We start from the raw sequence: 20,289 nt of genomic DNA on the forward strand, positions 1-20,289 counted from the left end.
CCCCATGTTCCCCGAATATGATGTAATTGTGGTAGGCGCCGGCCATGCCGGTTGCGAGGCGGCCGCCGCCGCGGCGAATATGGGCTCCCGCGTCCTTCTGGTGACGATGAATATGCAGACCATCGCGCAAATGAGTTGCAATCCGGCCATGGGCGGCATCGCCAAGGGCCAGATTGTACGGGAAATCGACGCCATGGGGGGGTATTCGGGGATCGTCAGCGACCGGAGCACAATCCAGTTCCGGATGTTGAACCGGTCCAAGGGGCCGGCCATGTGGAGCCCAAGGACCCAGAATGACCGAATGTTGTTTGCGGCGGTTTGGCGGGAAATGCTGGAGCAAACCCCGAATGTGGACTTCTACCAGGATATGGTCAAGGGCCTTCTTGTAAAAGACGGCCGGGTGGAAGGGGTTCAAACGGGTCTGGGGCATGACATCAAGGCCAAGGCGGTGGTGCTCACCAACGGAACATTTCTAAATGGGGTTATTCATATTGGGGAAAAGCAATTCGGCGGCGGGCGTGTCGCGGAAAAGGCGGCCACCGGGATCACCGAGCAGCTGGTGTCTTTGGGGTTTGAAAGCGACCGGCTAAAGACAGGGACCCCACCCCGGATCGACGGACGTAGCCTGGACTATTCCAAAATGACCGAACAAAAGGGAGACGACGAGGTCGTTGGGTTTTCCTACCTCCCTACCCCGCGTGTACAACCCCAGGCGCAGCGGAGCTGTTGGATTACATACACCAGCCCGGAAGTACACGAGGTCCTAAAGACGGGTTTTGACCGTTCCCCTATGTACCAGGGGCGTATCCAGGGGGTTGGCCCCCGGTATTGCCCGAGCATTGAGGACAAGATCAACCGTTTTGCGGAGCGGGAACGACACCAACTGTTTGTCGAACCGGAGGGGTGGAATACGGTGGAGATCTATGTAAACGGTTTTTCGACCTCACTGCCGGAGTCGGTACAGTTCGAGGCCTTGCGCATGGTGCCAGGCTTTGAAAACTGCCGCATGTTCCGTCCGGGGTATGCGATCGAATACGACTACTTCCCCCCCACACAGCTGCGGTATTCCCTGGAGACAAAGCTGATCGGGAATCTTTTCTTTGCAGGCCAGATCAATGGAACGACGGGGTACGAAGAAGCCGCCTGCCAGGGATTGATGGCCGGGATCAATGCCCACCGCAAAGCCACCGGGCAGGATCCCCTTATCCTAAAGCGAAGCGAAGCGTATATCGGCGTATTGATCGACGACCTGATCAGCAAGGGAACCGAAGAACCGTACCGCATGTTTACCAGCAGGGCGGAATTCAGGACGCTCCTGCGCCAGGACAATGCAGATCTTCGGCTGACGGAGCTGAGCTATCGCCTGGGTTTGGCCAGCCAGGAACGGATGGACCGGGTGTTGGACAAAAAAGCAGGGGTAGAAAAAGTAAAGACGATGACGGCGGAGCTGACCCTGGAACCGGAAGAAGTCAATGGATTCCTCGAAGCCAGGGATTCCGCACCCCTGACCCAAAAACAAAGGGTCCAGCAACTCCTCCTCCGCCCGGGGATTACCTTCCCGGATCTGTTCCGCCAGGTCCCCAAAGTCGCCGCTGTCTTTGGTGGCTTTTCGGAAGAAACCCTGGAGCAAGCCGACATACAGCTCAAATACGACGTGTATATACAAAAAGAGAGAGAGCTGGTCGACCGGATGAGCCAGATGGAAGACCTGCCGATCCCGGATAACTTTAACTACGACAAAGTACACGCCCTATCGGCGGAAGCACGGCAGAAGTTTGGCCGGATCCGGCCGGGCACCCTCGGACAGGCGTCCAGGATATCAGGGGTGACCCCCAGCGATGTGCAGATCCTGATGGTCTATATGGGCCGTTAAGGCTAGCGCTTCTTGTTGGAAACAACGGTGGTATGCGTCCATGAGTCGTGCCAGGGCGTACCAAAACCGGTGAATACCTCGAAGGGGACGATCCGGCTTAGGCTCCGCAACAATGCGTCTTTCATGGTGATCTTCGCCCCGGTGTCTTTTACGACTATCGTATTGGTACAGAATTTTCCGATCGACCGGCCAGTGGTGCCTTCCATAATGGTGTAGTACAGCGCGTATATGCCCAGGTTGCCCAGGTAAGAAAGCCCAAACTGAAACCCGAAAGAGAAATCCACACGCGCAACCTGATCTTGTGCCCCGATGGTGATCATACGAATGATGTAAAGAATCATCGCATACACCAGGTAATCGATGATAAAATTGGCAAAACGGATCCCGGTCGTGACGGGGGGAGCGGCCGTTTCTTCCAGAAGGTTTTCGAGCTCGGTCGTAAAAGCGGATTTTTCTTCGGCAGAGGAAAAAGCAGGTTGTTCCATAAGAACGGTTTTAAGTTTTGTGTATCCAAAAGATAAGTAAAATTTTCAAGGGGACAACGGCAAAACGCCCCATTTCCGTATTTTACAACCTAATCATTTTTGCTTGAGAACTCCTGTCCGCTTGTTCGTTTTTGTGTTGGCTTTGCTGGTGTCGGGCTTGCTGATGACCCAAAAGGGAACGGCCCAAACCATGGTGAAAGGGACCGTATATGACGTTACCCAAAAAATACCCCTGAACGCCGTGTCTGTGGTCAGCAAATCGGGGCCGCAAACCGTAACGGACTCGGTCGGGACATACAAAATCATCGTAAACGACAGGGACTCGATTTATTTTTCCTACCTCGGCAAGCGTTCTCCCTGGTTTGCGGTATCCGACCTGACCAACCCCTGGGCCTTTGACATATCCCTGAATGTGGTCGCGCCCGAGCTGCCGCCGATCTATATTACCAAAAATTCTTACCGGGAAGACTCCCTGCAAAACCGGCGGGAGTATGAAAAGATCTTCGATTACCACAAACCCGGACTCTCGACAACGAGTAACGGACCCGAGTCGGGTTCCGCCGGGGTGGGTCTCGACCTGGACGACCTGATCAATTCCTTCCGCTTCCGGTACAACAACCGCCAAAAGGGTTACCAGAAGTTCTTCGAATGGGAAGAGCACGAAAAATACATCGACCACCGGTTTAGCAAACCCCTGATCAAAAAACTGACGAACCTGAACGACGACCAGATCCCCAATTTTATCAAACAATACCGGCCTTCCTACGAGTTTATGGAGGGAACGACGGACGCGGACCTGGGCGTGTATATCGTCAAGTGTAAGGCAGACTGGGATACCGGTCACCCCTCTCCCGCCTCGGCGATGATGACCACGTACAAAACCCGGTAGCCGTTATGGAATTCGGCAAGGTCCCCACCGACAAACTGGATAAAGTCGACTTCTCGCTTCCGCCAGGGTCAGGCGATGCCGTATTGCAAAAGACAGGCGTGCCGGGAAAGGTATATGTGGGCTGCACCTCCTGGGGCCGGAAAGAATGGATCGGAAAGCTCTTTGCGCCCGGAACCAAAGACGCGGGCTTCCTGGCGCAATATGCAACGTTGTACAACGCCGTAGAGCTAAACGCCACCCACTACAAAATTTACAGCCCTGCGGACATACAACGCTGGGTGGACAAGGTCCGCGGCCGCGCTTTCCGTTTCTGCCCGAAGTTCCCGCAGCGGATCAGCCACTACAGCGATTTCAAGGGAATAGAAGACCTGACGGCAGCCTTTTTAGACGGGGTTAGAACGTTCGGCGAACACTTGGGCCCGATATTTCTCCAGGTAAGCGATCAATACACGCCCGCCCGTAAGGCCGTGTTGTTGGACTATCTCGGGTCCCTGCCCACCGATCTCTCTTTCTTTTTGGAAGTCCGGCACCCCGCCTGGTTTTCGGACAAAGCCGAAAGGGAAGACCTTTTTCACCGTCTGCGAGAAATGCAAATCGGCCTGGTACTCACCGATGCCGCCGGCAGGAGAGACGTCGCGCACATGCAACTGACTGTACCTAAGGCATTTATACGCTTCGTGGCGAACAGCCTGCACCCCACGGACTTTGTCCGGATCGACGCCTGGGCGGAACGCCTCCGTCAGTGGCTCGATAGCGGGCTGGAGGAATTATTTTTGTTTGCGCACATGCCCGACGAGACGGCGGTCCCGGAGTTGACCTTATACCTCGTGGACAAGCTCAACGCCGTTTGCGGGCTGGACCTTCCCCGGCCGCAATACACCGGCGGTAACGGCGGTGCCCAACAGGCTAGCCTTTTCTAGGCTTCAGATACATCCGGCCCTGTGTTCCCGTTGACGCGCAATAGTCCACCACGCACTGGAGAAAGGCCTCGCCGTACTTGCGGAGCTTCACCGCCCCAAAACCATTGATGCGCTCCAGGTCCTGGGGCGTCTGTGGAAAGAAGGTGGCCAGTTCGTTGAGGGTGGTGTCCGAAAAGATGATATACGGGGGCATGTTTTCCGCCTGGGCGAACTCGCGGCGGAGCTTGCGGAGTTCCTGGAAGAGGTCTTCGTCGCGGTCGGGGGGCTCGCCCACGTCGGGGACCGACGGGTCCCCGCCCTCAGGTGAGCCGGCCCAGGCCGCGCTGCGCCCGCGCGCTCCGCCGTGCCCGGTTGTGCCGCGGTCGCCCGTGCGCCCCGCGCCAGCGGCGCTCTCGGGCGCTAGCGCCTCCGCCATCATCACCGTCACCTTCCCCCGCAACACCCTATCGCTCTCCGGCGTCAACACCAGCACCGGGTACTCTCCCTCGGTTTGCCGTAAGTAGCCCTGTTGGATAAGCTCCTTCAACACCTTTCTCCAGGCCTCCTTGGAAAGGTCTTTCCCGACGCCGTAGGTCCGCAGCGTCTGGTGCACCGCTCGCGTAGTGCTGCTCCCCCGGAGAAAGTCGATCACGTAGCCAAACCCAAACCGCTCCTGCAAACGGGAGACGGCGCTGAGGGCCTTTTGGGCGAGTTCGGTGGCGTCGACCCGGGGCCGGTTGTCCTGGCAGACATCGCAGCTGTCGCAGGGGGCGGTAAAGGATTCGCCGAAATAGGCCAGGAGGAACTGGCGGCGGCAGCCCTGGGTTTCGCAGTAGTCCGCCATTTTCCGGAGCTTGTCGTCGAGGATCTTTGTCTGGGCTTCGTTCCCCTCTACCTGGATCATGCGCCGGAGCTTGACGACGTCCCCGGCGCTGTAAAACAGCACCGCTTCGCTGGGAAGGCCATCCCGGCCGGCCCGACCGGTTTCCTGGTAATAGCCTTCGAGGTTTTTGGGGAGGTCGGCGTGGACGACAAAACGGACGTTGCTCTTATTGATGCCCATTCCAAAGGCCACGGTGGCGACGATGATACGGGTCTCGTCCCGGAGAAAGGCGTTCTGGCGCGAAGCACGAATAGATGAATCAAGTCCCGCATGATAAGCCGCGGCCGGAAAACCCGAAGTCGTCAGCGTCGTGGCGAGCTCTTCGGTCCCCGCCCGGGACAGACAATAGATGATCCCGGCGTCTTCCTGGTGTGCGGACAGATAGGACAAAAGCTGGGGGAGGTAATTCTTTTTGGGAAGGACCTTATAGTGGATGTTGGGCCGGTTAAAGGAGTTCTCAAAAAGCCGGTAGTCCGTCAGCCCGAGACCGCTTATGATGTCCGTCTTTGTCCGGGCATCGGCGGTGGCGGTGAGGGCTACCAGCGGGACCTGTGGAAAACGCTGTTTGAGCTGACCCAGCGCCAGGTATTCCGGCCGGAAATCGTGTCCCCACTGGCTGATGCAATGCGCTTCGTCGATGGCAAAAAGGGAGACCCGAAGACCGGCGAGCACATCCAGGAAAGCGCCCTCCCCAACAAGGCGTTCGGGGGCCACATACAAAAGCTTTAAGGAACCGGCACGGAGCTGATCGAAAACCAGGCGCTGCTCATAGGCGGAAAGAGAAGAATTCAAATACGCCGACGGTATATCATACTGCCGGAGCGCGTCGACCTGATCCTTCATCAGGGCGATAAGGGGAGACACCACCACGGCCACCCCGTCCAGCGCGAGCGCAGGGATTTGGTAACACAAAGACTTCCCGCCCCCGGTCGGCATCAGGGCCACGGTATCCTTTCCGGAAAGGATGTGTTCGATGATGTCCTGCTGGTTGTGCCGGAACCCGGTATATCCGAAGTGGTGCCTGAGCAGGCCGAGGATGTCTTCCATGAGGTTATAGTCCGAATTTTTCCATGCGCCTGTACAAAGCGGCCCGGGTCAAACCCAGCTCGGACGCAGCCTTGCTGATGTTGCCCTTGTGCTTTTCGAGCGCTGATTTGATGAGCTGTTGTTCCATGCTGGAGAGGTCCATCGCAGCAGCCGGACCTGTGGCAGCGGGAACTTCCGCCTTGCGGCTGGACAAATGTAGATCGCTTTCCTGGATCTCTTCTCCTTCGGCCATGATGACGGCGCGTTCGATGACGTGCTGGAGCTCCCGGATATTGCCCGGCCAGGGGTAGCGCAACAGCGCGTCCCGTGCGTCTTTGCGGAGACCCAAGGTCTTGCGGTACTTGGTGTTGAACTGGCGGAGGAACTGGTCGGCCAGGGCCTGGATGTCTTCCGTTCTTTCCCGGAGGGGCGGCAGGGTGAGCTCCACGGTGTTGATCCGGAAAAGTAAGTCTTCCCGGAACGTCCCCTCCCGCACCATTTCGTACAGCGGCATATTGGTGGCGCAGATCAGCCGTATGTTGACCTGGCGCATGCGGTTTTCGCCGACGCGGCTGATGGTCCGGTTTTGAAGGGCGTGGAGGAGCTTGGACTGGAGGTGCAGGGGGAGGTTCCCGATTTCGTCCAGGAAAAGGGTGCCGCCTTCGGCCAGCTCGAAACGGCCGGGCTTGTCTTCCCTTGCGTCGGTAAAGGCGCCCTTGGCGTGTCCGAAAAGCTCGCTTTCAAAAAGGTTGGCGTGAAGGGCGCCGAGGTCCACGTGTATAAAAACTTCCCTGGCGCGGACGGAAAGCCGGTGGATTTCCATGGCCGTAACCTGTTTCCCGGTCCCGTTTTCCCCAAGGATCAGGAAGTTGGCGTCCGTGGGCGCCGCCTTGCGGATGGTGTTCATGACTTCCGACATGGCCACGTTATGCCCGTTGGACAAAGGGGTGGGCGGTCCCAGGAGGTCGTTTTGAAGGCTTTCCTGGACCTGTTCGGCCTTTTGCAGTTTTTTCGAGGCGGATCGAAGCTTCCAGGCGGCGCTCAGCGTCGCCAATAATTTCTCGTTGTTCCACGGTTTGAGGATGAAATCCGTGGCCCCTGACTTCAGGCTTTCCACCGCCAGCTCCACGTCCCCGTAAGCCGTCATCAGTACAACGATAAGGGTGGGATCGGTCTCCTGGAGAAACTTCAACCAGTAAAGACCTTCCTTGCCGTCGTTGGTCCCCTTGCGGTAGTTCATGTCCAGCATGATGATGTCGGTCTCGCCCTGAGAGATGATCCCGTGCAGCTCTTTGGGGTCCTGGCAGATGCTGACCTGCTGAAAGTGCTGTTTCAGGAAAATACGGGCGGACACGAGGATGTCAAGGTCGTCGTCCACGATCAGGATGCCGGCGGGGAGCTTTTTCATAAGTAAATGTCCGATTTTGAACAAAAAAACTGTCCGGTAATGAACAATTTATTTTCCCCATCCAAAAACATACGTTGACTATCAGGCAAATACGGCCGATAAAAATTTGAGGCATGTCCTCTGGAGTAACAACATTCATGATCTCCATCCAGCAACTGACCAAGATCTACCGCACCGAAGAAGTAGAAACCACGGCCCTGCAAGGCGTATCGTTTTCCGTCGCCCCCGGGGAGTTTGTAAGCATCATGGGCCCCTCGGGTTGTGGCAAAAGTACCCTGCTGAACGTCCTGGGTCTCCTCGACCAGCCCGAAGAAGGCAGCTATGTGTTTAACGGGACGGAACTCCTTGGTCTTGGGGAAAGGGAACGGTCAAGGTTCCGCAAACACAACATCGGGTTTGTCTTCCAAAGCTTCAACCTCATCGATGAGTTGACGGTGTATGAAAATGTCGAACTGCCGCTGATTTACGCCGGTGTAGCCGCCCCGGAACGGAAGACCAGGGTCGCCGCCATGTTGCAGCGGATGAACCTTTCCCATCGCAGCGGCCATTTTCCCCAGCAGCTGTCCGGCGGCCAGCAGCAACGTGTAGCGGTGGGCCGGGCCCTGATCAACAGGCCTAACCTCATCTTAGCGGACGAACCCACGGGTAACCTGGACAGCTCCAACGGCAATGAGGTGATGGACATCCTGTGCGAGCTCAACGAGGGCGGGACGACGATCGTCATGGTGACCCACTCTTCCCATGATGCCAGTTTTTCCAAAAGGATCGTTTATATGAAGGATGGACAGATTGTTACCGAAAAACTCAGCTAAACCGCATGTTCCAGACAAACCTCCGCATCGCGCTCCGCAACCTTTGGAAGTACAAGGGCTTTTCCCTGGTGAACGTCCTGGGGCTTTCGATCAGCCTGGCGGGTTGTATCCTGATCCTGTTGTACGTGTTCCATGAGCACAGCTATGATCGCTGGAACAAAAATGCCGGCCGTGTTTTCCGGGTGGCCAAGACCACGTCCGACAACCCCGGCAGGGTGGGTGCGTCAACCCCGGGCGAAATCGCCCCCCTCCTCAAAGACCGGATCCCGGAAATCGCCGCATATACGCGGTTCTATGTGTTCGATATTGGACGGAAACTCGCGGTGAACCGGGACAAGAACATCTACATCGATCACGTCCAGGGCGTGGACTCGACCTTTTTCCAGGTGTTCCCCTACACTTTTGTGGAAGGCGATCCGGCGCACGCACTGGACGGACCATACAACCTGGTGATCAGCGACGTCGTGGCCAGGAGGCTGTTCGGGCACGGGCCGGCCCTGGGTAAAACCATCCGCTGGCAGGAGCGGGTATCCCTGACCGTAACCGGGGTGTTCAAAACACCGGATGCACCCACCCACTTTGAAGCCGATGCCTTTCACAAGATCAACAGCACCGGGGACGGCTGGTGGAACTCGAACTTCTATACTTACATCCTGGCGGGAGAAGGAACAGACGGCAAAGCCCTGGAAACAAAGATCAACCAGGCCCTCGACCGCATGCCCCTCAACCAGGATACCTCCACCGGGGCAGTCAAAACACACATACAATTGGTCCCGGTCAGGGATATGTATTTCCGGAGCGACATCAGCAACGACTTTACGCTCCACGGGAACGCCAGGATCCTCCAGGTGCTCCTGGGGGTGGCTCTTTTGCTCCTGGTCATCGCCTGTATCAACTTCACCAATTTCAACATTACCCAAAGCGTCCGCCGTTCCAGGGAAACCGGCGTCCGGAAGGTCATGGGCGCCCACCGGTTGAGCCTGGCATTGTACTACCTGCTGGAGACCAGCGTCCAGGTGGTCATCAGCCTGCTCCTGAGCCTGGTCCTGGCGGAGCTGTTTCTCCCCGGCCTGGGCAGACTCCTAAACGCCGACCTCGGGCTTTTCATGGGCGGCGCCTGGAAAGAGCTTGCCGGTATTGCCTGCATCGGCGTGCTGGTCATCGGCGCCAGCGGCGGGTATGTCGCCTATTATATCAGCGGGTTGGACCCCGTGCGTGTCCTCAAGGGCGAATACCAGGGAAAGGGCCGGGGTGCCCTGCTCCGGAAAGTATTGCTGGTCGTCCAGTTTGCGTTTGCGGCCCTGGCCGTGGGGGCCCTCCTGGTGATCCATACCCAGGAAAAATATATGGAAAGCCTGGACCCGGGTTTTCACAAGGACCAGGTCATGGTCGTGAATTTTCACCGGGGCGGGCAAAGGGAACACTGGGACGCTACCCGGCAGCGGTTGCTGTCGCTCCCCGGGGTACGCATGGTCAGCAAGGTCAATTACCTACCGGGTGACGTAGGCATGCAGGTCATCGGCCGGGAATACAACGGGGAGCCCGTCAAAAACCTGGACGTGATCACGGTGGGGTATGACTATTTCGAAGTCATGGGCATCCGGCTGGACAAAGGACGCTTTTTCAACAGCGCATACGGGCTGGACTCCAATTCGCTTGTCCTCAACCAGACCGCCGCACGGCAATACCACATCCCTGCGCTGGGCACGCCCTGGATAGACCACATGCCCATCGTCGGTATTGTGGGCGACATCAACCAAAGGGGTTTTGAAACACCGGTGGAGCCCACCGCCTATATGATCGAATCGGACAACACCAACGCCTGCAACAACGTTCTCCTGAAGATAGACGCGAGCCGTCTTCCCCAAACCATCCGGGCGCTCAACACCGCCTGGTTGGACATCGAACCGGGTTTCCCCCTGGAATACCATTTCCTGGACCAGCAATTCGACCGGATGTTCCTCCAGTACCACCAGATGGACATCCTGTTTACCGCGTTCTCCGCCCTCACGCTGGGGATCGCGCTCCTCGGCATCTTCGTACTGAGCGCCTTTATCGCCCTCCAGCGGAGCCGGGAGATCGGCATCCGCAAAGTGCTGGGCGCTTCGGTGCAAGAGGTGGTGCGCCTGCTGAGCACGGACTTCCTGGTGCTCGTGCTCCTTGCCAACGCGATCGCACTCCCCTGTTTGTATGTGTTAGGCCAGCGCTGGTTGCAAGGCTTCCCCTATCGGGTGACCCTTCCCTGGTTCGCTTTTGCCGGGACCCTGGTCCTCACCCTGGCGTGTACCCTGATCACCGTGTCCATCCAGGCCTGGAAGGCCGCTATGTCTGATCCAGTCAAAGCCCTCAAATATGAATAGCAGCGTTACCATTATCCTGAGATCCCTACGCAGGCAAAAGGAGTTCTCCCTCCTGAATGTCCTGGGCCTTGGCGTCGGCATCGGCTCCGCCCTGCTGTTGTTCCTGCTGATCCGCAACGAACTGAGCTATGACACCTACCACAGCAAACGGGACCGGATCTACCGGGTAGTCAGCACCGAGACGTACCGGAACGGGACGATGGACTATGATGGGGACGCCCCCATTCCGCTGGTGGACGCCCTGAGACAGGAATTCCCGGAAGTGGAGGCCGCCACGGATGTCTTCCTGGACGGGGCTCAGTTTATCGTACCGGGTCCGGGCGGGAGCGAAAAGAAGTTTAAGGAAGCGATCAATTACGCAGAGCCTTCGTTTTTCCAGATCTTCGATCGCCCCTGGATACAGGGGGATCCAAAGACAGGATTGACCGATCTTCAGACCATGGCCATCTCCAAAACCATCGCCCGGAGGTGGTTTGGCGGGGAACAGGATGTCGTCGGCCGGATCGTGTACATGGGCGATCACCGGGCGCCTTTCCGGATCACCGGGGTGGTGGCCGATCCACCCGGCAATACGGATCTGCAGATCCATATTTTCGTTTCCTTCGCGACGTTCAGACGGGATTACCCCACCCAATTCACCGATCCCACCTCGTGGGACAGTTTTTCCTCCAACGTCCAGTGCTATTTCCTTTTGAAAAAGGGCGCCACGATCGCATCCATGAACCGGTACCTGCCGCACTTCGTGGCGGAACACTATACCCCTCTTTTCGAACATTCCGACAGCCGGGATTCCAGCTTTTTCCAGCCGTTTAAGGACATGCACTTCGATACCCAGCTTGGCTCTCCCGGCAACGGCGGTATCAATTACAACCAGCTTTTGTCCCTGGGGCTGATCGGGTGTTTCCTGCTCCTGGTGGCGTGTATCAATTTTGTCAACCTGGCGACTGCCCTGTCCGTCAACCGGGCCAGGGAGGTGGGCGTCCGGAAGGTCCTGGGGAGCAACCGGCGTCAGCTCCTGGCGCGGTTTATGGGGGAAACGGCCTTCCTCGTAGTTTGCAGCGCCCTCCTGGGATGTATCCTTGCGGAACTGGCCCTGGGACCGGTCTGCCACCTGTTGCAAAAGGACATCGACAGGATCGCGCTTTTGTCACCCGGGGCGCTGGTTTTCCTCCTGGTCACCATGGTGATCCTGACGGTGCTGTCGGGTTTTTATCCCGGTATGGTCCTTTCGGGGTTTAACCCGGTCGGCGCCCTCAAAAGCAAAATCAGCGCCCGTACCTTCGGGGGGCTTTCGCTCAGAAGGGCCCTGGTCGTCTTCCAGTTCCTGGTTGCCCAGCTCCTGATCATCGGCACCATCGTGGTGCTCCGCCAGATGCATTATTTTAAAAGCCGCCCCATGGGTTTTGACAAGGATGCGGTAGCGGTCATCCGCCTGTCGCAGGGCGACACCAAAAACGCCTATTTCAAAAACCAGGTGCTCGGTATACCCGGTGTCCGGTCGGCTACCCTTTGCAACGGAACCCCGGCCACGGACGGGATATGGTCGAACGGGTTTATTTTCGACAACCATCCGCACCCGGAAGGATTCGAAGCGATCTATAAATTCGCGGACGCCGACTACCTGTCTACCTTCCAGGTACCGATGCTTGCCGGCAGACCGCTTTTCCCCTCGGACACGGTCCATGACATCGTGGTCAATGAAACCCTGATGCGCAAACTGGGTGTTCGTTCCCCAGACAAAATCCTGGGTAAAACGATCCAATTGCTTACTGCGAATAGTCCCAAGGCCACCATCGTGGGCGTCACCAGGGACTTTGTCACCACCTCCATGAAGGACAGGATTGCACCCCTGATCCTCACGACGGGTAATAGCCAATACTTTCTGCTGTCCGTACGGCTGGACCCCGCCCTGATCGGGCCGGCCATGTCCCACATAGAGGAGGTGTTCAACCGGACTTTTCCGGAGCGCATTTTCGACAATAATTTCTTAGACGATAAAATCGTCGGCTTCTATCAAGCCGAAGCCCAAACCGCTACCCTCTTCAAGGTCTTCGCCGGCCTGGCGATCCTTATTTCCTGTTTGGGTCTTTACGGCCTGGTGTCGTTCATGGCGGTCCAGAAAACAAAGGAAGTCGGCATCCGGAAAGTGTTGGGGGCTTCCGTAAAAAGCATCGTCATTCTCTTCTCCAGGGAATTCACCCTGCTGGTGGGCATCGCCTTCGCCCTGGCCGCCCCGCTAGGCTATATCGCGATGCACCATTGGCTGCAGAATTATTATTTCCGGACGGACATCGGCTGGGATGTCTTTGCCCTATCGGTCGTCGCCTCCATCCTCATTGCCTGGGCGACCGTGGGCTACCGCTCCGTCCGTGCCGCCCTGGCCGATCCCGTAAAAGCCATCAAATACGAATAGCCATGATCCGCAACTATATCAAAATCGCACTTCGTTCGCTTTGGCGCAAAAAGACCTTTGCCTTTCTGAATATCCTGGGTCTGGCCGTGGGCATGGCGTCGGCTTTACTGGTCTTCCTGGTTATCCGGCACGAAATGAGCTATGACACCTACCACAGCAAGCTGAACCGGGTGTACCGGGTGGGCACCGATCTGAAGCTCAGAAGCGGAGAAGTGGATCACTACGGGGCGACGTCTATCCTTTTGCCGGACGCGTTTCGCGTGGACTTTCCGTCCGTGGAAAGGGTGGCCGCGACCTGGCAGATCGACCAGGCCCAGTTTGCCATACCCAAACCCGGGGGAGACCAGTTGTTCCGGGAGAAAACGGGGGTGTATTATGTGGAACCCGGCTTATTTGACATCCTGGACATTCCCTGGCTCGAAGGCGATCCCGCCACGGCGCTGAGGGCACCCTTTACCGTCGCGCTGAGCCGCTCCGTGGCAAAGAAGTGGTTCGGAGATTGGCATAAAGCCATGGGGCAAACGGTTCGCCTGGGGGATGATGGTTTTCCCGTATCCGTCACCGGTATCCTTGAAGATCCTCCCTCCAATACCGACATCAGCCTGAACATCGTACTGTCCTATGCCACTTTCCGGCGGATCAATGCGATCGACTTCAACAACCCCAGGATGTGGGGATCCATGAATTCCAGCAGCGAATGCTTCGTGCTCCTTCACCAGGGGCAGGATCCCCAAACAATCGAGGCGGGGCTACCCGCTTTTACAAAAGCGCACTATGCCCAGTCGGACGTCGGCGGAACTGCCAAGACAACCAATACGTTTCTGCCGGTAAAGGATATGCATTTTGACGAGGACCGGGAGCGTTACGGCGACCCCAACCTGTCGCACAAAGAATTATGGGCGTTGTCGCTGATCGGGATCTTCCTGGTGCTCGTGGCTTGTATCAACTTCGTCAACCTGTCTACGGCCCAGTCCACCAACCGGGCCAAGGAAATCGGCGTCCGGAAAGTATTGGGGAGCAACCGGCCCCAGCTGTTGACCCAGTTCTTCCTGGAGACGGCCCTGTTGACCCTGGTGGCCATGGTCCTTGCCTGTATCCTGACAGAACTCTCGCTCCCGCTGGTCGGCCGGTTGTTGAACCGGGACCTTTCCCTTAGTCTTTTCCAGGTACCGCTAGCGTTGTTGTTCCTGCTGGGCATAGGCGTGATCGTTACCTTCCTGGCGGGCTTTTATCCCGGGCTGATCCTTTCCGGCTTTGACCCCGTGGATGCAATCAAAAGCAAGATGAAAACCACCCGGAAGGGTGGCATCTCGCTGCGCCGCGGTTTGGTCGTGTTGCAGTTTGTCATCGCCCAGCTCCTGATCATCGCCACGCTGGTTGTCATCAAGCAGATGTCGTTGTACAGGAACCGCCCGATGGGTTTTGAGCGCAGCGCCATCGTCATGATAGACCTGCCGGCCGACAGCCTGGGGATCACGAAATACCTGTATTTTAAGGACAAAATCAGCCGGCTGCCCGGTGTGCTCCAGGCGGCCTTGGCGGACAGCCCTCCCTCCACGGACGACGCCTGGAACACCAGCGTATTTTTCGACACCCGTCCCCAGGCGGAGGACAAATCGATCATGGTGCGGTATGCAGATACGGACTACCTCCGCACCTTCAAAATGACGCTGGCGGCGGGCCGGGAACCCTACCCTTCCGACACCATCCGGGAAGTCCTGGTCAACGAAACGGCGGTAAAGATGTTCGGCCTTCATTCGGACGAAGAGGTCCTGGGACGCACCGTGAAGCTTGGCGCCCTGGGCCAATACCATACCATCGTGGGCGTGATCAAGGATTTTAACGACCGCCCGCTCAACGACAACCTGGGGATAAGACCCCTGGTGGTGGCGCCGGCGACAAAGGGTTACACCCTGCTCGCCGTACACCTGGACCCCGTCCATCAGCAGGCCGTCCTGAATGCCCTGTCCTCCACGTATGCCGAGGTCTTTCCGGAGCACGTCTTCGACCCGCGATTCGTAGACGACGAGCTTATGAAAAACTACCGGGCGGAAGCCACCGCCGGTAAGCTGTTCCGGTTGTTTGCCGTCCTGGCCATCTTTATTTCCTGCCTGGGGTTATACGGCCTGGTTTCTTTTATGGCTGCCCAAAAAACAAAAGAGGTGGGTATCCGGAAGGTGTTGGGTGCCTCCGTGCAGAGCATTGTCATTCTTTTTTCAAAAGAATTCACCCTGCTCATCGGGGTGGCCTTTGTGGTCGCCGCGCCCCTGGGCTATTATTTCATGACCCAGTGGCTGAGCAGTTTTTATTACCAGACCGACATCGGCTGGGGCGTTTTTGCCCTCGCGATCCTTTTGTCGGTGATCATTGCCTGGGCGACCGTAGGGTACCGGGCGTTGCGCGCGGCCCTGTCGGATCCTGTAAAAGCCATCAAATACGAATAGCCATGTGGAAAACAACGTTCCGGAGTTTTTGGAGGCGTAAGACGCTTACCCTTCTCAACATCAGTGGCCTGGCATTAGGTATCGCGGCCGCCCTGGCCATCTACCTCGTGATCACCCACGAACTGAGTTTCGACGCCTACCATACCAAAGCGGACCGGATTTACCGGATGCTGACCACGGACCGGTCGGCGGACGGCACCAGGGACGTCAAGGCGTCCGTGCCGCTGCCTGAACCGGACGCCCTGCGCCGGGAGATGCCGCAAATAGAAACGGTCGCGCCCCTCTGGCAACTGAATGACGTACAGTTCACCGTCGGGAGTGATAAAAAGTTCCGGATGTCACAAGACGACGGCGCTTTTTTTGCGGGACCTGAGCTTTTCCGCCTGTTCGATTACACCTGGCTGGCGGGTCAGCCGGAGGCTGCCCTGAAAGACCCCGGCACAATGGCCGTCAGCCGCAGCGTCGCGGAGAAGTGGTTTGGCCACTGGGAGGATGCGGTTGGTAAAACCGTCCTGGTGGGCGAAAGTCACCGGCCATTTAAGGTGACCGGGGTATTGGATGACCCTCCTGCCAACACCGACCTGCCCTTACACGTCGTACTGTCTTATGAAGACTTCCATTCCCGGAACCTCGACCAGATGTCCGATGACAAATGGGGCGGCCTGACCAGCAGCTCGGAGTGCTATGTTCTGCTGCGCGCGGACCAGGACCCCGCCGGTATGCCGGCCCGTCTGAAGGCATTTGGGGACCGGCATTTCAAGGCCGTCAACCAGTCGTCGGGTGGACATTCAGCCGTAGAATGGCAACCCCTTCGGGAGGTGCATTTCGACGAAAAAGCGGGGAACTTTGGTCCCGGGGGGCACTCCAGGAGGGACCTCTGGGCGATGGCTTTGATCGGCGTCTTTTTATTAGGGGTGGCTTGTATCAATTTTATAAACCTCTCCACGGCGTACGCCGTCAACCGTTCCCGGGAGGTGGGTATCCGGAAAGTCCTCGGGAGCAGCCGGTATCAATTTCTGACCCAGTTTTTCCGGGAAACTGCCTTCTTGGTCCTGGTGGCGCTGATCCTGGCCTGTATCCTGACCGAACTGAGCCTGCCTGCCCTCCGGAACCTGGAGCAAAAGCCCGGTCTTTCCTTCAATTGGTGGAAACACCCTTCCATCCTGGTCTTCCTGGCGCTCACCGGCATGACGGTGACCCTTCTGTCCGGTGCCTATCCCGGCTTCGTCCTTTCCCGTTTCGACCCGGTGGAAGTGATCAAAAACAAGATCAACACCCAAAAGGTGGGCGGCCTGTCCCTGAGGCGGACCCTGGTGGTTCTGCAATTCATCACCGCACAACTCCTGATCATCGGCACCCTGGTCGTTGTCCGGCAAATGCAATTTATGCGGGAGCAACCCCTTGGCTTTTCCAAGGACGCCATTGCCATGGTGAACATCCCAACAACGGACTCGGCAAGAGCGCGCTATCGTGTACTGAAGGATGACATCCTGCAGATACCGGGGGTCAGGCAAGCATCGATTTGTGACCGTCCTCCCGTGATCAACGGCGGATGGTTTACCTCGGTCCGGCTGAAGGGAGAAACAAAGGCCAGGGATTGGTCCCTGGGGATGCGTTTTGGGGACGTGGACTACCTCCAGACGTTTGGTATGCACCTTCTCGCGGGACGGTACCCGGACAACAGCGATACGCTAAAGGAAATCACCTTGAATGAAACCGCCGTCCGTCTGTTGGGTTTTAAAAATGCAGAAGAGGCGCTGGGCAGGACCGTGACTTTCGGCGACGGCACGCCCGGACGCTATTACCCCATCGTCGGGGTGGTAAAGGAGTTTCATGACCGGCCCATCAAGGACTCCATCGACGCGGTCATGGTGGCGCCCCTGGCGAACCGGTACGGCCTGGTGGCCGTCAGTCTTGACCCACGTCATGTCCAGGAATCCCTAAACAAGATCAAAACGGCTTTCGAAACCATATACCCCGACCAGGCGTACACCTACCAATTTCTCGACGAGGATATAAAAGGATATTACGTTGCTCAGGACGCGGCCGCCCACCTGTTCCAGGTCTTTTCGATCCTCGCCATCATCATCTCCTGTCTCGGGCTTTACGGCCTGGTATCCTTTATGGCGGTCCAAAAGACAAAGGAGGTGGGTATCCGGAAGGTCCTGGGCGCTTCCGTGCAGAGCATCGTTTACCTGTTTTCCAGGGAATTCACCCTGCTGATCGGGCTGGCTTTTGTCGTCGCGGCGCCGCTCGGCTATTATTTCATGGGCCGGTGGCTCGAAGCGTTTTATTACCGCGCCCCCATCGGTTGGTCGGTCTTTGCACTGGCCATCGTTCTGTCGATCGTGATTGCCTGGGCCACCGTGGGCTACCGGGCCATCCGAGCCGCCCTGGCCGATCCCGTTAAAGCACTCAAATACGAATAGCCATGCTCAAAACGACCCTGCGCTCCCTTTGGAGGAGAAAAACATTTACCTTTCTGAACATCCTCGGCCTGTCGGTGGGCATGGGGGCGTGCCTGGTACTTTTCCTGCTGATCCGCTACGAGCGCAGCTACGACACCTACCACACCAAGCTGGACCGCATCTACCGGGTGACGACGGCGTATACGGAAGGCCCGGACGGGAACCAGTTTTTTCAGGGCGTGCCGGTTCCCCTGGTGGCCTCGCTGCGCCAGGCGTTTCCCCAATTCGAAAAAGTCGCCGCTGTCGATGGTGCGCTCAATTCCCAGTTCACCATCCCCGCCCCGGGTGGGGACAAAAAAATCCGGGACGACGCGGGCGTCTTTTACGCTGAAGCCGGCATCTTCGACATCATCGACCAGCCGTGGCTGGCCGGGGAACCCGCCACCGCCCTGGCGGAACCCAATACCATCGCCCTCGACGCCAGCGTGGCGACCGCCTGGTTTGGGGACTGGAAGGACGCCATGGGAAAAACGATCCTGTTAAACCATGCCCTTCCTTTAAAAATTACCGGCATCATGACCGATCCCCCGGGCAACACGGATCTGCCCATGCGGATGGTTATGTCCTTTGCCACCGACCCGGACGCCACCAATACCAATTGGCACAATACCAATGGCAAGTTCAATTGCTTTGCGCTCCTCAAAAAGGGAGAGGACATCCGCCAGGTGGCCGCGTCCATGCCTGCCTTTGCCGGTAAATACTTTGACAACAAAAGTCCTGGGCAAAAGACCTCGTATTATTGCCAGCCCCTGCGTGCCATCCACGCCGACGTCACCATGGGATCTTATTCGGGGAAAAAAGCGCCTACCCCCATGTTGTGGGCGCTGGGTATCATCGGCGCCTTCCTGGTTCTGATCGCGTGTATCAACTTTGTCAACCTGGCCACGGCCCAGTCGGCCAGCCGGGCCAAAGAAATCGGCGTCCGGAAAGTGCTGGGGAGCCCGCGGATCCGCCTGGTCGGGCAATTCCTCGGGGAGACCGGTATGATCGCATTTTTTTCCCTCCTGCTGGCCTGTATCATTGCTGAACTGGCCTTGCCGTATTTCCGGAACCTGCTACACGAGGACATTTCCTTTCGTATCGTCCCCCTTTTCCTGTTGGGAATATGGCTGGCCGTGACGGTCCTTGGCGGACTCTACCCTGCTTTTGTCATCACCGGTACGGACCCGGTCCGCGCCATTAAAAATACCCTCGCCAGTCCCAAGGGGCTTTTCCTCCGGAGGCTGTTGGTTGTCTCCCAGTTTGTCATTGCCCAGTTGCTCATGATCGGTACGATCATCGTCATACAACAGTTTCATTATCTAAGGACAATGCCCCTGGGTTTCGATAAGGACGCGGAAGCCCTGGTGCGTGTGCCCCAGGACAGCCTTAGCAAGGCGCACTATGCCTACTTGAAGAACAGGGTCCTCGGCATACCGGGTGTACTTGACGCCAGTCTTTGCAGCGACCCGCCCTCGTCCAGGAGAACCATGACCAGCAGTTTCAGCTTCAAGGGCAAGCAACAGGATTTCGACATCGTTATCCGGCGGGTGGACCCGGATTTTTTGCGGACGTTTCATATCGATCTTGCAGCGGGGCGTCTGCCCTTTGCCAACGATACCCCCCGGGAATACCTGGTCAACGAAACGACCGCGCATGAGTTGGGTTATAGACACGCAGCGGATATCCTCGGTCAGTCCATCGACGTGATGGGTGGCCGCTACCCGGTCGTGGGGATCGTCCGGGATTATAACAGCGGAACCCCGATGAACCGGATTCCACCCCTCATTCTTTCACCGCAGCTTAGCAGCTACGAGTACCTCGCTTTGCGTTTCGATCCAAGCCGGGTGGGCGACGTCATGAAAACGGTTCGCGCGACCTGGGAAGAGACCTTTCCCCAAGACGCCTACGAACAGGAATTCCTGGACGAAAAAATCGCCCAGTATTTCACCATGCAGACCGCCACGGAAAAGCTCATTGCTGTTTTTGCCGGCATCGCGATCCTGGTCTCCTGTCTCGGTCTGTACGGGCTGGTGGCCTTTATGGTCGTCCAAAAGACAAAAGAAGTCGGTATACGGAAGGTGCTGGGCGCCACGGTCCGGAGCATCCTTGTTCTTTTCTCCCGGGAATTCACCCTGCTCATCTGCCTGGCCTTCCTGATCGCCGCGCCCATCGGGTATATCCTGATGAACAAGCTGCTCCAGTCGATGGATAACCGGATTCACATCGGTTGGGACGTCTTTGCCTGGGTGATCGGCTCCTCGATCCTGTTTGCCTGGATGACCGTCGGCTACCGGGCCGTCCGGGCGGCCCTGGCCAATCCCATCAAAGCCCTTCAATACGAATAGCC

12 protein-coding genes are annotated in these 20,289 nt (G+C 57.5%); 9 read left to right on the forward strand and 3 right to left on the reverse strand.

Annotated elements, in window-relative coordinates; genetic code table 11:
- Positions 1–4: 4 nt before the first annotated feature.
- Positions 5–1,873: a tRNA uridine-5-carboxymethylaminomethyl(34) synthesis enzyme MnmG gene (gene mnmG / locus EDB95_RS03520; RefSeq protein WP_133990635.1), complete on the forward strand. Its 1,869-nt coding sequence runs from the start codon at positions 5–7 to the stop codon at positions 1,871–1,873.
- A 2-nt stretch (positions 1,874–1,875) separates the two neighbouring features.
- On the opposite strand, the gene EDB95_RS03525 is transcribed toward mnmG, so the two are convergent.
- A complete protein-coding gene (locus tag EDB95_RS03525; RefSeq protein WP_133990637.1) occupies positions 1,876–2,358 on the reverse strand; it encodes an RDD family protein in 483 nt (160 codons plus the stop codon).
- 103 nt (positions 2,359–2,461) lie between these two features.
- Here EDB95_RS03525 and EDB95_RS03530 point away from each other — a divergent pair, with 103 nt between their 5' ends.
- Together EDB95_RS03530 and EDB95_RS03535 are read left to right on the forward strand one after the other, a co-directional pair.
- A complete protein-coding gene (locus EDB95_RS03530) occupies positions 2,462–3,247 on the forward strand; it encodes a hypothetical protein (protein ID WP_133990639.1) in 786 nt (261 codons plus the stop codon).
- Between the two features lie 5 nt (positions 3,248–3,252).
- Entirely contained in the window at positions 3,253–4,167 is a 915-nt protein-coding gene (locus EDB95_RS03535) for a DUF72 domain-containing protein (protein WP_133990641.1), read from the forward strand.
- On the opposite strand, the gene recQ is transcribed toward EDB95_RS03535, so the two are convergent.
- Entirely contained in the window at positions 4,154–6,076 is a 1,923-nt protein-coding gene (gene recQ / locus EDB95_RS03540; RefSeq protein WP_133990643.1) for a DNA helicase RecQ, read from the reverse strand. The two genes, EDB95_RS03535 and recQ, sit on opposite strands and share 14 nt — an antisense overlap.
- 4 nt (positions 6,077–6,080) lie before the next feature.
- Positions 6,081–7,463, reverse strand: coding sequence for a sigma-54-dependent transcriptional regulator (locus tag EDB95_RS03545; RefSeq protein ID WP_133990645.1), 1,383 nt, complete (start codon positions 7,461–7,463; stop codon positions 6,081–6,083).
- A 137-nt stretch (positions 7,464–7,600) separates the two neighbouring features.
- Here EDB95_RS03545 and EDB95_RS03550 point away from each other — a divergent pair, with 137 nt between their 5' ends.
- Genes EDB95_RS03550 through EDB95_RS03575 form a run of 6 tightly spaced genes read left to right on the forward strand, consistent with a single transcriptional unit; the run spans position 7,601 to position 20,287 of the window.
- Positions 7,601–8,275, forward strand: a complete 675-nt coding sequence (locus EDB95_RS03550; protein ID WP_133995062.1) for an ABC transporter ATP-binding protein — start codon at positions 7,601–7,603, stop codon at positions 8,273–8,275.
- A 5-nt stretch (positions 8,276–8,280) separates the two neighbouring features.
- Positions 8,281–10,635 carry an ABC transporter permease gene (locus EDB95_RS03555; RefSeq protein ID WP_133990647.1) on the forward strand — a complete coding sequence of 785 codons (2,355 nt, stop codon included), beginning with the start codon at positions 8,281–8,283 and terminating at the stop codon, positions 10,633–10,635.
- Positions 10,628–13,048 (forward strand): ABC transporter permease, encoded by a 2,421-nt coding sequence (locus tag EDB95_RS03560; protein WP_133990649.1) that lies wholly within the window; start codon positions 10,628–10,630, stop codon positions 13,046–13,048. The genes EDB95_RS03555 and EDB95_RS03560 overlap by 8 nt, the downstream gene beginning before the upstream one ends.
- Before the next feature lie 2 nt (positions 13,049–13,050).
- Positions 13,051–15,492, forward strand: coding sequence for an ABC transporter permease (locus EDB95_RS03565; protein WP_133990651.1), 2,442 nt, complete (start codon positions 13,051–13,053; stop codon positions 15,490–15,492).
- A gap of 2 nt (positions 15,493–15,494) precedes the next feature.
- A complete protein-coding gene (locus EDB95_RS03570) occupies positions 15,495–17,921 on the forward strand; it encodes an ABC transporter permease (protein ID WP_133990653.1) in 2,427 nt (808 codons plus the stop codon).
- A 2-nt stretch (positions 17,922–17,923) separates the two neighbouring features.
- A complete protein-coding gene (locus EDB95_RS03575) occupies positions 17,924–20,287 on the forward strand; it encodes an ABC transporter permease (RefSeq protein WP_133990655.1) in 2,364 nt (787 codons plus the stop codon).
- The last annotated feature ends 2 nt before the right edge of the window (positions 20,288–20,289 follow it).

Origin of the sequence: Dinghuibacter silviterrae, from assembly GCF_004366355.1 — a bacterium.
Taxonomy (GTDB): domain Bacteria; phylum Bacteroidota; class Bacteroidia; order Chitinophagales; family Chitinophagaceae; genus Dinghuibacter; species Dinghuibacter silviterrae.